Below are 14,847 nucleotides of genomic sequence, written 5' to 3'. Positions count from 1 at the left end.
AGGTGGTGAGTGATTTCTAAATGAAACAATCAAGCAAAAATTCATTATTTATGAACAGTCTGAAAATATTTTTACCGCCTGTCTCGCCTTGCCGGGAAATATCCAGGGCAATCATCACGCTATAAATAAATACCGTGATAGATAAAAAAAGATGAAAGAAAAATAAAATAATGACCGGGATATTTACGATTCAAAATAACGAGATGAATTCACTTATCGCATGCATAAAAAACAAAAAGCGGTCTGCCACGGCGGTTAAGCCATATAAAACGGGCACACAACTGATGGCAACAGACCACAGGCCTGCCAGGTCGAGGACTGCATAGGCTGAACGCCGCCCGGCAGCGGCGATGGCGTTAGCCGGGGCGGCTTCGGGCTTGCGTCACCGCATGGCGTAATAACTCTGCCAGCACAATCACGGCTTGTTCGGTTTTACGCTGCCATTCAAACGAGGTGTTGATACGAAAATAGCGATCGCATCTATCATCAGTGGTAAACATTCGCCCCGGCGCGAGGCTGATCCCCTGCGCTAACGCCTGCTGATACAAGGCCATGCTGTCGCCGCCCTGCGGCAGCCCCAGCCACAGAAAATACCCGCCGTCAGCATAGTAAATCTCCACCTCTGGCGGGAAATGGGCTTTCATTGCCTGATACAGGCGGTACTTGCGTTGCTCAAGCGTGCGCCGCAACCGCCGCAGGTGGCTGTCATAACTGCTGGTCGCCAGATAATCAGCTATCGCCAGTTGCATCGGCGCACTGGTGGAGAGGGTACTCATTAATTGTAAACGCTGAATGCCTTCGGCCCATTGCCCTGCTGCCACCCAGCCGACACGAAACCCCGCCACCAGACTTTTGGAAAACGAGGCGCAATGCAGCACACGGCCGTCGCTGTCCAGCGCTTTTACCGGCAACGGACGGTGTGTGCCGCTATAGAGCTCGCCATACACATCGTCTTCAATCAGCGCAACCTGATAGGTGCGCAGCAACGCAGCCAGTTGCTGCTTTTTCTGCCAGGACAAGGTGTAACCCAACGGGTTGTGAAAATTGGTCATCAGCCAGCAGGCCCGGATGGGATACTGCTGCAAAGCCTGTTCGAGCGCGGCCAAATCAATGCCGGTATGCGGGTCGGCGGCAATGGTAATCGCTTTAAGTTGCAGCCGCTCTATCGCCTGTAGTGCGCCATAAAACGCGGGCGACTCGATAACAACATAATCGCCTGGCCGGGTCAGCCATTGCAGGCACAGGTTCAATGACTCCAGTGCACCGCTGGTTATCACAATTTCATCAGGGGAGACAGCAATCCCTTGCAGCGCATAGCGCTGGGCTATCTGCTTACGCAACTGCTCATTGCCGGGCGGCAGGCTATCGACGGCGCTTTCTGGCTGCATCCGGCGCGCAACCTGCGCTAATGAGCGGGTTAACTGACGCTGGGGAAACAGGCGCGGGTCAGGAAAGGCTGACCCAAACGGAACCACCGCTGGCGAACGACTGGCACGCAGCACATCAAAAATAAAGTCATTAACGTCTACCTGTTCCGTCAGTTGTACCGCGTCACCTCCGGCAGGCAGCATCGCCGCACTGGCTATACGTGGTGCTGCGTAATAACCCGACTGGGGGCGGGACATTATCCACCCCTGACTTTCCAGCAGTTGATAAGCGTGTAATACGGTCATCAGGCTCAGGCCGGAATGCGCCGCTTTTTCACGCAGCGAGGGCAATTTTTCCCCCGGCTGCCAGATACCCGCCTGCAACTGCTTTTGCATCTGGTCAGCCAACTGTTCGAACTTCGCCGGTTTCTCTCGCACCCGAATACCCACACCTTGACGTTAGCGTACGGTTTTTACCCCGCGTTAACGGGCAAGTGCCTGGTGCACAAAATCACGCAACAGGCGACGCGCCCACACCGGCTCATCAGACACTGTCAGCTCTGGTAACGCGTTGTGACGCAAGCAGGCGTTCATCACTGCGGCATCCATCTCGGGGTGAAACTGAAAAGAGAGGGTGTGTGGCGCATAACGGATTATCTGGCATCCATCCTGTTCTGAGGCCGCCAGCACCTGTGCCCCTTCCGGTGGGCTGACCACCGACTGAAGATGGCTCAGATAGGCACTAAATTGCTCAGGCAATGCCGTCAGTAGCGCATCCTCAGCGGCCTGTGCATGCAGCGTCACGGTTTTCAGCCCCATCTCGCGGCCATTGGGGTTATCCGCCACCGTACCGCCCAGTGCATGGGCTAATAATTGATGCCCATAACAGACCCCCAGCAGAGGACGCCCGAGGCGCACACGCTCACGCGCCCATTCGGCGGTGCGCTCACTCCACGCCAGTTGCTCTGTCACCATCGACCAGGAGCCACTGATGATCGCCGCATCATGCTCGCCAGGTGGGGGCAGCGCCTCACCCGTGTAGGGGCGAACAATATGGATACGGGCAGCAAAGTGCGCCAGATCATCAGCCAGTGCCTGGCTAAACCAGTCTGCCTGCTGCCCGACATGGCGGGCAATAGGCTCAGGTGGTTCGCCCATCTGGACAATGAGCAGGGAAGATGATGACGCAGCAGGTGGGGTATGCGATGCGGTCATGGGTTGCGTAACCTCCGGCGAAGACGGGATGAACTGTGACCCTATCATGTCCCGGCAAGCGCTGTCACTGCCGTATGCTGTTGATTCAATGCCAGTCAGGTGAGATCACCTGCGCGCCCTTCAGGCGAGTGGCTGGCTGCGGTGCGCACGCACGTCGGGCTTGCGAGAAAACATCGTAGAAATAGAGATGCCCTTTAGCCTGCCATAAACGCGCAATACCCTCTTTTACCGTGGCATCCACTTGCGGATGGTTAAGAATGGCATCAAGTGTGGCGCGGGAAACATGGCGGCTGTTGTACCATTCGCCGTTGTAGCACACCCGCAAATCCAGTTGGTCTATGTCTTCGTAACGGTAACGCGGGTTGATATCCATTGACATCGCCAGCGACATCACCACTAAAAACAGCGTAAAACCAATAACGTAAGACTGGCCAAAATAAGGGGCATAGCCGAGGATAATGGCCACCGGCACATAACTCACCAGCATGCCGCCAAACAGATACGGGTGGCTGCGCATAAACTGTCGGCTAAAACGCACGCGGTTATCACGCTGCTCTTCACGGTTCAACCGCGCAATCTCTTCACAAAGCAGGCGCTTTATCTCCTCCATACTGTTCTCCACGCTGATGATGAAACGTGCGGCACGTTAGCACGCGCCATCGCGCTATAACAGATACAGTTTGGTCAGAAAAAGCTATAACAGTCAGCGATGCCCGTTATCCGCACGGCCACTGACTGGCGGCAATTAATGCCTGCCCCAATGCCAGCCCGCCATCCCCTGCTGGCAGGCGTTCAGGCAACAAGAGCTGCATACCAGCCAGCCGTTGGCGCAGCAGGCTCACCAGCAAGCGGTTATGCATCACACCACCGGAGCACACCACCGTATTTAACTGATGCACCCGTGCCGCCTGCTGCACCAGTTCGGCCAGGCCATCGGCCAGCGCCATATGAAACGCCAGCGCCCGCGCCGCCGGTGACGCCGCATACGCCAGCCACTGCTGCCAGAATGTCGCCAGGTCAAGGTGCTGACCACGCAGCGGCATCGTCACCGGGAACGCGGCTGTGGTGGCGTCTTGAACCGGGTGCTGGCGCGCCAGCGCTTCCAGCCAGCAAGCGGCCTCGCCCTCCCAACTCTGCTCACCGGCAAAACCGCAGGCAGCAGCAACGGCATCAAATAAACGCCCGGCAGAAGAGGCTAATGGCGCATTAAGACCACGGGCAATCGCCTGCGTCAGCAGCGCAACGGCCGCCGTCGGGATAACCCGGGCTTCGTCATACTGCTGCCAGTGCGGGACAAACGCCTGCCACTGCGCCAGCAGGTTGCGCCACGGCTGGCGCGCAGCCATATCGCCGCCCGGTAGCGCCACCGCCGGTAAACCGCCCAGATACTGGCAACGGGCGTAATCTACCCGCAGGCACTCAGCCCCCCACCAGCGCGACTCGCCGCCATAACCAATGCCATCCAGCGCCAGACCAATCACCGCGCCGCCGTCGCGTGGCCACTGATGTTCTGCCAGGCAGGCCACAATATGCGCGTGATGATGCAGCACGCTGATGCAGGGAATAGCCTGCTGTTGTGCCAGTTGCTGCCCGAGTTGGTGGCTGAGATAACCGGGATGGGCATCCACCACAATGGCCTGCGGCGTGAAACGGTAGATATCGGCCAGCAGCACTTGTGCCTGCTGGTATTGCTGCATCACCCGCTCTTCGGTTAAATCCCCCAGATGCTGGCTGAGAATGGCGCTTTGCCCACGCAGCAGGCAAAAGGTGTTTTTCAAATCCGCACCCATTGCCAGTAGCGCAGGCACATCATCAAACCCCGGCGGCAGCGGCAGCGCATCCGGTACATAGCCGCGCGCACGCCGGATAACACTCGCGTGCCCGCCATCAAGCCGTACCACCGAATCATCCGCACGCTGCACGATGTCTCTGTCATGCATGAGCCAAAGATCGGCAATCCCGGCAAGCGTCGTTAATGCCTCGCCGTTATCCAGCGCGGGCGGTTGACCATTGGCGTTACCCGAGGTCATCACCAGCGGTCGTCCGGCCGCCGCCAGCAACAGATGCTGCAACGGGTTGGCAGGCAACATAAAGCCCACTTCATCAAGCCCCGGGGCAATCGTATCGGCCAGCCCACTGTCCGGGCGCAACGCCAGCAACACAATCGGTGCCGCCGGGCTTTGCAGTAACCGTAATGCCGCCTGGGTATCCGCAACCGTGCTATAACGCGCCAACGCCTCCGCCTGATGCAGCATCACCGCCAGCGGTTTAGACGGGCGACGCTTGCGCGCGCGCAGGCGGGCAACGGCCTGCTCGTTGCTGGCATCACAGGCAAGATGAAAGCCGCCAATCCCTTTCAGTGCCACAATTTGCCCATCGCCTAACGCGGCTGCCGCCTGCGCAATGGCGTCACGGCCGGTCGCCCGCGTGCCGGTACTGTCACACAGCCACACCTGCGGGCCACACACCGGGCAGGCATTCGGCTGGGCATGAAAGCGCCTGTCCGCCGGATTTTGATACTCCTGCTGACAATCCGGGCACAGCGGAAAAGCGGCCATTGCGGTATAAGGACGGTCATAGGGCATCTGGCGGATGATGGTAAAACGCGGGCCGCAGTGCGTGCAGTTGATAAAGGGGTAGCCATAGCGACGGTTTTTCGGGTCGAACAGCTCCTGACAGCACGGCTCGCAGGTGGCGGCATCCGGCACGATATGGGTATCCATCGCGCCGCTGCCGCTGTGTTCAATGACAAAATCATCCGGGCTCTGCGCCCAGTGATAAGGCTGACAGGCCAGCGCGTCAATCTGCGCCAGCGGCGGGCATTCGGCGTACAGTGCGCTAATGAAATCCGCCTCGGCGCTCGCAGGCCACAGTCGGACTAACACCCCTGCGCCGTCATTTAGCACACAGCCTTTCACCCCCAGGCGGTGCGCAATTTGCCAGACATAAGGGCGAAACCCCACCCCTTGCACTTTGCCCTTAACGCGAATTTCAATGCCGTTGTGATGTGGTGACATCATAGTTATATGAGTAGCTATCATTGTAAGCGTTGCTGTATGGACGCCTTCATATACAGCTTCTCTCCGCACTATCCCGCTCCGGCGTCCACTTAGGGCGGCCAGTCGCCGCCGCCCTAAGAACCCGGGCTGTTGGCGGAAAATTACGCCGCTGCGCGGTGCCTTCGGAAAAAACAGACTCCTTTTCGGCCCGCCGCTGACGCGCTCCCGGCGCGGCAGCGGCTCTCGCGGCATCCATGCCGCTCGGCCGGGAGTCTGTTTTCCCCTCAGCGTAAATTTACGCCATTGCGTCCACATGCCACCATCAAATCGATAATGGCAACAATTTGAACAGGCTAGCGAATCAACAAATCCTTGGCATCGGTTCGCTGTGGGGTAAATCCAGCAGGCGGGAGGTGCCAAACACCCCGCACAGCCGCACCTGTTTTTGCCCGGTGACGTGGCCAATCACCGCCGCATCACGCCCCAGCGGATGGCTGCGCAGTGCATCCAGCACCGCGTTTTCCGCCTCGGGTGAAACCACCAGCACCAGTTTGCCTTCGTTGGCAAAATTCAGTGCTTCCAGCCCCAGCAGTTCACAAACACCGCGCACTTCGGTTTTAACCGGCAGTGCGGCTTCATCTACCGACATGCCGCAGCCGCTGGCTTCGGCAAATTCATGCAGAATCGCCGTGACGCCGCCGCGCGTGGCGTCACGCAGCGCCCGCACGCCGTCAATGTGGCGCAGCGGCGCAATCAGCGGCGTCAGTACGGCGCAATCGCTGCGAAGGCTCGCTTCCAGCCCCAGGTTCTCACGCAGGTTCAGGATAGTCGCGCCGTGATCGCCAAGCGTGCCGCTGACAATCAGCCGGTCGCCGGGGCGAATTTCACTGGCGGCCCAGTGCACTTGTGGCGCAATCACGCCAATCCCGGCGGTATTGATAAAGATTTTGTCTGCCGCCCCGCGCGGCACCACTTTGGTATCGCCGGTGACGATCTGAATACCGGCGTCGCGGGCGGCCTGCGCCATCGAATTGACGATACGCAGCAGCGTTTCCCCCGCAAGCCCCTCTTCCAGAATAAACCCGCAAGAGAGGTAGCGTGGTGTCGCGCCGCTCACCGCCAGATCGTTGGCGGTGCCGCACACCGCCAGCTTGCCGATATCGCCGCCAGGAAATTCAATCGGGTCAATGACGTAGCTGTCGGTGGTGAACGCCAGCCGGTCACCCTGCGCACTCAGCTCCGCCAGCGGCAGGCGCGCCTGATCTTCACGCGCGGCCAGCAACGGGTTATCAAATATCGGCAGAAACAGGCTTTCAATCAGTTGTTGCATCGCCCGCCCGCCGCTGCCGTGCGCCAGGGTTATCTCTTTTGGCAATAAACTGGGCTTCATCATGCGCACTCCCGTCGATACTGATAATAAGCCGCACACGCCCCTTCGGATGACACCATCAGCGCGCCAATGGCGTTTTGCGGCGTACAGCGTGCGCCAAACAGCGGGCAGTCGCCCGGTTTACAACGCCCGGTTAAGACATCGCCACAGCGTGATAGCGGCTCATCCGCCACCTGTTGCTGCGGCGGGTTAAAACGGCGCTCGGCGTCAAATTCCGCATACTCTTGACGCAATTGCATGCCGGAGTTGGCGATGTCGCCAAGCCCGCGCCATTCGCTGTGGGCCTTGGTTTCAAACACCTCGGCCACCGCCTGTTGCGCCAGCACGTTGCCGCTGTCCGGCACAATGCGGCGGTATTGGTTTTCCACCTCGCAGCGGCCATCATGCAGTTGCTGCACCAGCATCAGCAATGCCTGCAAAATATCCAGCGGCTCAAAACCGGTCACGACAAACGGTTTATTAAATTGCTCACACAAAGGCTGATACGGGTGTGCACCAATTACCATGCTGACATGCCCCGGAGCCAGAAAGCCGTCAATGCGTAAATCCGGCTGCTCCAGCAGGCTTTGCAGGGTCGGGATGATGGTAATGTGCTGGCAGAACAGCGAAAAATTGTGCACCCCACGGCGTTTGGCCTGTTGCAGCGTCAGCGCGCTGCCGGGCATGGTGGTTTCAAAGCCTAAACCGAAAAACACCACCTGCCGATCGGGGTGTTGCTGCGCCAGCGCCAGCGCATCCAGCGGGGAATAGACCACGCGCACGTCTGCGCCATGGCGGCGGGCATCCAGCAACGATCCGTTGCGCCCCGGCACGCGCATGGCATCACCAAAGGTACAGAAGATGACCTCCGGGCGCGCGGCGATGTCCAGGCAGGCATCAATGCGCCCCATCGGCAGCACGCACACCGGGCAGCCTGGCCCGTGCACAAATTCAATTTCCGCCGGTAACAGCCGGTCAATGCCAAACTTGAAGATGGCATGGGTATGACCGCCACACACTTCCATCAATTGCAACGGCCGGGTTTTCAGTTCCGGCATGTCATCTACCAGCGCCTGAATCCGTTGCACCAGCGCTTTGGCTAATTCGGGGTCACGAAATTCATCCACGTACTGCATAGACGGCTCCGGTTTGCCTGACTTCATCGAGCTCCAGCCCGACAGCCTGCATCGACTGTAGCGCCTCCAGTGTCTCCTGCGCTTCCTGCTCATCGAGCAGGCTCATGGCAAAGCCGACGTGCACCAGCACCCACTGCCCCACCAGACTCGCCGGAGAGCCCTCACAGACCAGCGCGATATTCACCTCACGCTGCACGCCACATACATCCACCCGCGCCGGATAATGCAGATCCGGCCCGACGGCAACCACTTTACCGGGAACACCCAAACACATAATCAGCTCTCCGCTAGCGGCAACGAGGGTGGTGTCAAGGCCTGCGCCAGGGCGGTCAACTGTTTTTCCAGCCACGACAGCCAGCTTTCCATGCCCTCACCGGTACGCGCCGATAGCGCAATCACCTCAATGTGCGGGTTGACGCGACGCGCGTTGGCCACACAGGCCTCGACATCAAAATCGAGATAGGGAAGCAGGTCTATCTTGTTGATAATCATCAGGGACGCGGCAGCAAACATGTGTGGATATTTCAGCGGCTTGTCTTCACCTTCGGTCACAGACAGCACCGCGATTTTGTGGCGTTCACCCAGGTCAAACCCCGCCGGGCACACCAGATTGCCGACGTTTTCAATAAACAGCAGGCTACCGGCGGGCAGCGGCAGGCGGTGCATGGCGTCATGCACCATTTGCGCATCGAGATGGCAGCCCTTGCCGGTGTTGACCTGAATCGCCGGAACACCAGTTGCGCGGATACGTTCGGCATCGTTGGTGGTCTGCTGATCGCCTTCAATCACCGCACAGGGCAGGTTTTTTCCTATCAGATGCAGGGTGTTGGTCAGTAGCGTGGTCTTGCCCGACCCAGGGCTGGAAACCAGATTCAGCGCCAGAATATGCGCGTCATCAAAGTGCTCGCGGTTATGCGCGGCAAGCTGGTTATTCTTGCTCAACACATCCATTTCAATCTGCAACAAGCGCTGCTGGCCAATGCCCGGCGCGTGTGTGCCCGCCGCCCCTTGTCCATAGTGCAGGTGTTGCGCCTGTTCTACCGGCTCAAAGGGAGCCTCTGGCCGGGCAGGATGGGAATGCGCGTGATCATGCTCATGAGTATGGTGATTATCATGCTGCGCGTGGTCATGAGGGTGATGCGCAGCATGCGAATGGGCATGATGCCCGTGCGGGCGCGCCGCGCCATGATAATGGTGATGAACGTCGCCGTGGTGATAGTAGTAATGGTGATGATGAATGATCACACCCGGCGTAGCAGACTGCGCCCCAATCTCATGGTGGTGTTCGTTATGATGGTGATGATCGTGGGCATGTTCGTGAGGATGCTCGTGCGTATGGGGATGAGGGTGTGAGTGCGCTGTCTCATCACCTTCAATCCGGCGTTCTCCTTCGCCACAACCGCATGTGGTACACATTGCTATAACTCCTTCGGTCAACCAGACCGCATTGAACGGATGGCACGCGGCGTTCGCCGCGTGTTACTCAACCGCCAGTTGCTTTAATTGCAGGCTGTCGCCGCTGTCAACGCGCAGATTGAGGCTACCGCAACGCGGGCAACCGCTGTCGTGGCTGACAACCTCCACCGCCTGGCTGCATTCCCAGCACCAGGCCTGCGCCGGGCGTATCGCCAGATGCAACTGGCAACCATCGGCCAGCGTCTGACGACAGACCGACTCAAAACAGAATCGCAGCGCGCTCTCCTCAATGCACGACAGTGCACCGATTTCCAGCCACACGCCCGTCACCCGACGGGCACCGTGCTGGCGCGCTTGCTGCTCAATAAGTTCCAGTGCGTTATAGCACATGGAAATTTCATGCATGATGACCACTCCGATAACGGCCAAACAGCGCCCGGCGGCTTAAGTCTTGCGGTGCATCGGCATCGCGCACCGGCAAAGCCAGCGCCATGCGCACACTTTGCTGCGCCAGTTGCAGGGCGTGTTCTGCATCCAGTGACGGGTCAAGCGGCGACATCAGCGAGCAAGAGAGGTACTGCTGCCCGCCATCACTTTCACTGACCACAAAGGTCACACTGCCGCAGGGCAACGCCAGTGCCAGACGGGTGGACACTTCACGATGAGGCCACTGCTGCCCGGGCCCTGGCAACACCAGCAGGCTTAACGTCCAGGGCGTCAGCAGACACCCTATCCACTGCTGTTCAAACAGCGTAAAACCGCAGGCCTGCACCGGGATCCCTTCACGGTAAAACGGCAACCGGTGCATACGCTCGCGCGCAATATGGCTAAACTGAGCCTCCAGCCAGGCTGCCGGGTTCTGATCATGCCCGTCAATCCACGCCATTTCCTTGCGCTCACCCGGTATTCCTGTCGAATTCACATCCGTTTCGCTGGCCGTAACGTCCTGCTGCTGTTGCGCCATCTCACGCCTCCTGTGGCTGCAATTCTGCTGCTGCCACACCACTTTGGCGCAGCGCGGCCAGCATTTCGGCCATGGCAGGCTCCAGCGCACGGGTGACGGTATCAGACAGGCCGATACCGGACTCCAGCGAGTCAGGCTCGACGCCGATGAGCGTCAAACGACGGGGGAATTCACCCGTAAGCCGCAGTGCCATCAGCACATCGGCCAGTCCCAACTGGTGCGGGGAAATTTTACGGGTAAACAAGGCGGGCACCTCGTCATCGCGCAGTACCGTCACCGCTCCGGCAGGCTTTCCGGTCAGCACCGCATCCGCGACAATTAAATGGTCGCGTCCGGCCATGCACTCCATCAGTTCCATGCCGCAGGTGCCGCCGTCAACGATATCGACGGCGGGCGTCAGCGCAAAACGCTGCTCCAGTTGCTCCACCAGCCGCACCCCGACCCCTTCATCTCGCAGCAGAATATTGCCAATTCCCAGCACCAGTATGTTCATTACAGCACCTTCACCCGGGTCACTTCGTTGCCATTAACCGTATCCACCACATGCACCGCGCAGGACATGCACGGGTCGAACGAGTGAATAGTGCGCACCACTTCCAGCGGTTTATGCGGATCTGCCACCGGCGTACCAACCAGCGACTGCTCGTACGGGCCGGGCTTGTCGTCGCCGTTACGCGGGCAAGAGGTCCAGGTGGACGGCACCACCGCCTGATAGTTGGTGATCTTGCCGTTTTTAAACACCACCCAGTGCGACAACATGCCGCGCGGCATTTCACCAAAGCCGACGCCGTGAAACTCGGTATCCGGCGAAAAATCCGGCTTGATGAAGGTCTGGTGATCGCCTTTGCCGATGTTGTCCACCAGCGCCTGCCACTGCTGTGCCAGCGTATCTTTCAGCACACAGCAGTGCACGGTGCGGCCAATCACCCGGCCTAATGTGGAGTGCAGGTGTTTTTCTTCCAGTTGGCGACCGCTTAATGCCTGATAAGCCGTTTTTATCGCGCCAAAATGCGCCTGCGTACCGCTGTGTTTCGCCGCCAGACTACACAGTAACCACGCCAGCGGGCCGACTTCGACGGTTTTGCCGTAGAAGGTTGGCGATTTCACCCACGAGTATTTGCCCTCTTCATGCCAGCCGGTGTAGTTCGGGCGCGTCAAACCCTCCCACGGGGCCAGCGGCTGATCGTCCTGATACCAGGCGTGCTTACCGCTCTCGCGGATCCCTTCTATCAGGAATTTATCGCTGTGGCTGGTAATCGGGCGATAGCTCGACAGGTCGCTATTTTCGATATAGCCGCCCGGCAACAGGAAACTGCCGTTCTTGTTATCGGTCGGTAACTCCGGCACGCTCAGGTAATGGTCAGCGCCACGCCCAAGCGTCAGCCATTGCGGGTAATGCGCGGCAATGACGGCACAATCGACTTTGTAGACTTGCTCGATAAAATCGCCCAGCCGGTCGATAAAGCTTTTCACATACATCAGGCGCTCAAGGTTAAGCACACCGGGCGCATCGAGATTAATCGGGTTGGCGACCCCGCCGACCGCCAGATTCTGAATGTGGGGTGATTTACCGCCGAGGATCGCCACAATACGGTTGGCATCACGCTGGCACTCCAGCGCCTGCAAGTAGTGAGCAACGGCTATCAGGTTTACTTCCGGCGGCAGCGACATGGCCGGGTGCCCCCAGTAACCGTTGGCGAAAATCCCCAACTGGCCGCTGGCCACCAGGTCATTCAGTTTCTGCTGTACGCGGGTGAACTCTTCGGCGCTGTTCAGCGGCCAGTGAGAAAGCCCCTTTAACATCGCCGCCGCTTTTTGCGGGTCAGCTTTCAGCGCGGAGGTGACATCCACCCAGTCCAGCGCCGACAACTGATAAAAATGCACGATATGGTCGTGAATACTGTGCGCGGCCAGAATCAGGTTACGGATGTGCTGGGCATTCACCGGCACATTCAAACCCAGCGCGTGTTCTACCGCACGTACCGAGGCAATAGCATGTACCGTGGTGCACACACCGCAAATGCGCTGCACGATCATCCAGGCGTCACGCGGATCACGCCCTTTGACGATTTCTTCCATACCGCGCCACATGGTGCCGGATGACCAGGCCTTGGTGACTTTGCCGTTTTCTATTTCGCAGTCAATGCGCAGATGCCCTTCGATACGGGTAATGGGATCAATGGTGATGCGTTGGCTCATGCTTTACCTCAGCCTGATGATGCGTGTGTTCGCCTGTGAGCGCGGGCAGTACCGGCAGCAGACGGATTAACAAGATGTAGGCGCAGACCTCAATGGCGACAAAGCCGATAGAGATAAGGATTTCCTGCGCTTTGGGAAAATAGTGGTAGCCATTGCCGGGGTTAAACGCCAGCAGCGAGTAGCTAAGACGCCACAGCGCCGCGCCGAACAACATGCAGAGTGCGCTGACAAACAGCCAGCGGGCATCATGACGACAGCGCGATTGCTGAAGCACCACCAGCGGCACCAGCATCAGCGCCATTTCGCACCAGAACATCAGCGCAAAGCGATCGCCGGCAAACACCAGCGCCGTTTTCTGATGCCAGACGATTTCCCCCACCCGCAGCAGTAAAAACAGCAGCACCAGCACGCGCGTCAGCACCGTCAGTTTGCGAAACAGCGCCTGCTCGTCCGGCCCCCGCCCTTTTAGCCCGGCTTGTACCAGTGAGCCTTCGAAAATCACTATCGAAAAGCCCATGATGAATGCCGTCAGCAGTGACAACAGCGGCAGCAGTTCATAGCTCTGCCACAGCGGATGCACCTTGTAACCAGCGGAAATCATCAGCGATCCCATTGATGACTGGTGCATGGTCGGTAATAGCGCCCCCAGCGCGATGATGAAAAACATCACCTTGTTGAGCCGCTTTAGCGACACCTTCCAGCCCAAACGTTCCAGCACCACCGGCGCAAACTCCAGCGCCATCACGCCGATATAAATCGTCATACACACGGCGGTTTCAAACAGCACCGAGTTGGTATTGAAGTAGCCGGGAATATAGAAGTAAGGCAGGTTCCAGTAACGCCCGACGTCGATGGTGATAGACAAGCCACCGAGCGAATAACCGAACAGGCTGGCGAGCAGTGCCGGTCGTACCAGCGGGTGATATTCGCCCCGGTTGAACACGTACACCGCCCAGGCCAGCGCCCAGCCGCCACACGCAAAACCGGTGCCGACCAGCAGGTCAAACGCAATCCAGATCCCCCACGGGTAGCCACCGTTCAGATCGGCCACCGAGCCGATGCCGAGAAACAGACGCTTCACGATAAGGATCGCGCAAATCGCTACCAGCGGAGCCAGCAGCATTACCGGCTTGCTCACCAGCCGCCCACCCAATGGACTTGCTTTATGCGCCGTCATGGGGTTTCTCCTCTGAGTGATTCTCCGCCGCCCGTTCGGCACGGGTATTACGGTGCACCAGCACCGACAGCCCGGCCAGCACCGCCAGCGGCAGCACCATACCCTTGTACAACGTATGCTGGATGTGCTCTGAACGCGCCCCGGTAGAAAGCGGGTCGAGCGCTGGCATTTCCAGATTCTGGTAAGGCACACCGGCCAGCACCAGCACCTGGGTTCCACCGGCCTCTTTCTCGCCATACACGTAACGCTCATAGCTCGGTACGGTACGCAGATAGGTGTCTTTCCTGTCCAGCGTCTGCCGCGGATAGGCGTATTCATCACCCGGTTTCAGCGCCAGTCGACGTTTCGCTTCTTCCAGCAATTGTTCACGGTTACCGTAAATCACCGCCCCGGTCGGACAGACTTCCACACACCCCGGCATACCGCCTTTATCGAGCCTTGCCAGTTCCGGCTGGTTGCACAGTTCACATTTGTGGATCTTGCCGAGCGCGTTCTCATAGTCGTACTTCGGCACATTGAACGGGCACGCCACCATGCAGTAGCGACAGCCGGTACAAATACTGGCGTCGTAATGCACCACGCCGGTTTTCGGGTCTTTCTTCAGCGCCGACACCGGACACACCGACACACAGTTAGGATCAACACAGTGCATGCACTGTTTTTTGATGTAGGCGTAACCGTCTTTCACCTGATCCTTGTTTTTACCCTCGCCGCTGCTCCATACCTGAATGATGTTGTTGGTGTACGGGCTGAGTTTGTCGTTATTCGACCACGTTGCGGCACCACCGGCATACACCGTACTGTCCGGTTTATAGTCGAGCTTGTTGAGCTGCTGGCATTTGCTGACGCACGCCTGACACCCGACACACAGTGTCGAGTCATATAGCATGCCCAGCGCTCCGGGGATCGGTGCCCGGTTGGTTGCCGCCGCCTGTGTTGCCAGCGGTGCCCCAGCCAATAGCGCCCCAGCGGAGGCCAGCTTGAAAAAATGGCGTCTGTTCACCG

At 58.7% G+C, this 14,847-nt stretch carries 14 protein-coding genes; all 14 read right to left on the bottom strand.

Going from position 1 to position 14,847, the window contains the following annotated elements:
* Positions 1-356 precede the first annotated feature (356 nt).
* Complete coding sequence (locus DAQ1742_RS06330; RefSeq protein ID WP_256388382.1) at positions 357-1,805, bottom strand: aminotransferase-like domain-containing protein; 1,449 nt, start codon at positions 1,803-1,805, stop codon at positions 357-359.
* Between the two features lie 45 nt (positions 1,806-1,850).
* A complete protein-coding gene (locus DAQ1742_RS06325; protein ID WP_035343090.1) occupies positions 1,851-2,582 on the bottom strand; it encodes a glutamine amidotransferase in 732 nt (243 codons plus the stop codon).
* Between the two features lie 85 nt (positions 2,583-2,667).
* On the bottom strand, positions 2,668-3,192 hold the full coding sequence (locus DAQ1742_RS06320; protein WP_051124091.1) for a YlaC family protein: 525 nt from the start codon (positions 3,190-3,192) through the stop codon (positions 2,668-2,670).
* Between the two features lie 106 nt (positions 3,193-3,298).
* The gene (gene hypF, locus DAQ1742_RS06315; protein ID WP_035343092.1) at positions 3,299-5,602 is read right to left on the bottom strand and encodes a carbamoyltransferase HypF; all 2,304 of its coding nucleotides are present in this window, start codon (positions 5,600-5,602) and stop codon (positions 3,299-3,301) included.
* A 340-nt stretch (positions 5,603-5,942) separates the two neighbouring features.
* A complete protein-coding gene (hypE, locus tag DAQ1742_RS06310) occupies positions 5,943-6,971 on the bottom strand; it encodes a hydrogenase expression/formation protein HypE (protein ID WP_035346195.1) in 1,029 nt (342 codons plus the stop codon).
* On the bottom strand, positions 6,971-8,086 hold the full coding sequence (gene hypD, locus DAQ1742_RS06305; RefSeq protein WP_035343094.1) for a hydrogenase formation protein HypD: 1,116 nt from the start codon (positions 8,084-8,086) through the stop codon (positions 6,971-6,973). Before hypD ends, hypE begins: the two co-directional genes overlap by 1 nt.
* On the bottom strand, positions 8,070-8,360 hold the full coding sequence (hybG, locus tag DAQ1742_RS06300) for a hydrogenase maturation factor HybG (RefSeq protein ID WP_035343096.1): 291 nt from the start codon (positions 8,358-8,360) through the stop codon (positions 8,070-8,072). Before hybG ends, hypD begins: the two co-directional genes overlap by 17 nt.
* A gap of 2 nt (positions 8,361-8,362) precedes the next feature.
* Positions 8,363-9,502 carry a hydrogenase nickel incorporation protein HypB gene (gene hypB, locus DAQ1742_RS06295; RefSeq protein WP_051124093.1) on the bottom strand — a complete coding sequence of 380 codons (1,140 nt, stop codon included), beginning with the start codon at positions 9,500-9,502 and terminating at the stop codon, positions 8,363-8,365.
* 63 nt (positions 9,503-9,565) lie between these two features.
* Positions 9,566-9,907: a hydrogenase maturation nickel metallochaperone HypA gene (gene hypA / locus DAQ1742_RS06290; RefSeq protein ID WP_035343098.1), complete on the bottom strand. Its 342-nt coding sequence runs from the start codon at positions 9,905-9,907 to the stop codon at positions 9,566-9,568.
* Positions 9,900-10,388 carry a hydrogenase-2 assembly chaperone gene (gene hybE, locus DAQ1742_RS06285; protein ID WP_035346200.1) on the bottom strand — a complete coding sequence of 163 codons (489 nt, stop codon included), beginning with the start codon at positions 10,386-10,388 and terminating at the stop codon, positions 9,900-9,902. The genes hypA and hybE overlap by 8 nt, the downstream gene beginning before the upstream one ends.
* Before the next feature lie 79 nt (positions 10,389-10,467).
* Entirely contained in the window at positions 10,468-10,959 is a 492-nt protein-coding gene (locus tag DAQ1742_RS06280) for a HyaD/HybD family hydrogenase maturation endopeptidase (RefSeq protein WP_035343100.1), read from the bottom strand.
* On the bottom strand, positions 10,959-12,665 hold the full coding sequence (gene hybC / locus DAQ1742_RS06275; RefSeq protein WP_035343103.1) for a hydrogenase 2 large subunit: 1,707 nt from the start codon (positions 12,663-12,665) through the stop codon (positions 10,959-10,961). The genes DAQ1742_RS06280 and hybC overlap by 1 nt, the downstream gene beginning before the upstream one ends.
* On the bottom strand, positions 12,643-13,842 hold the full coding sequence (gene hybB, locus DAQ1742_RS06270; RefSeq protein ID WP_035343105.1) for a Ni/Fe-hydrogenase cytochrome b subunit: 1,200 nt from the start codon (positions 13,840-13,842) through the stop codon (positions 12,643-12,645). Before hybB ends, hybC begins: the two co-directional genes overlap by 23 nt.
* On the bottom strand, positions 13,829-14,845 hold the full coding sequence (gene hybA, locus DAQ1742_RS06265) for a hydrogenase 2 operon protein HybA (RefSeq protein WP_035343108.1): 1,017 nt from the start codon (positions 14,843-14,845) through the stop codon (positions 13,829-13,831). The genes hybB and hybA overlap by 14 nt, the downstream gene beginning before the upstream one ends.
* Positions 14,846-14,847: the final 2 nt, after the last annotated feature.

The organism is Dickeya aquatica (genome assembly GCF_900095885.1).
In the GTDB taxonomy this organism is placed as follows: Bacteria; Pseudomonadota; Gammaproteobacteria; order Enterobacterales; family Enterobacteriaceae; genus Dickeya; species Dickeya aquatica.
This window is presented reverse-complemented; position numbering and strand designations above follow the sequence as displayed.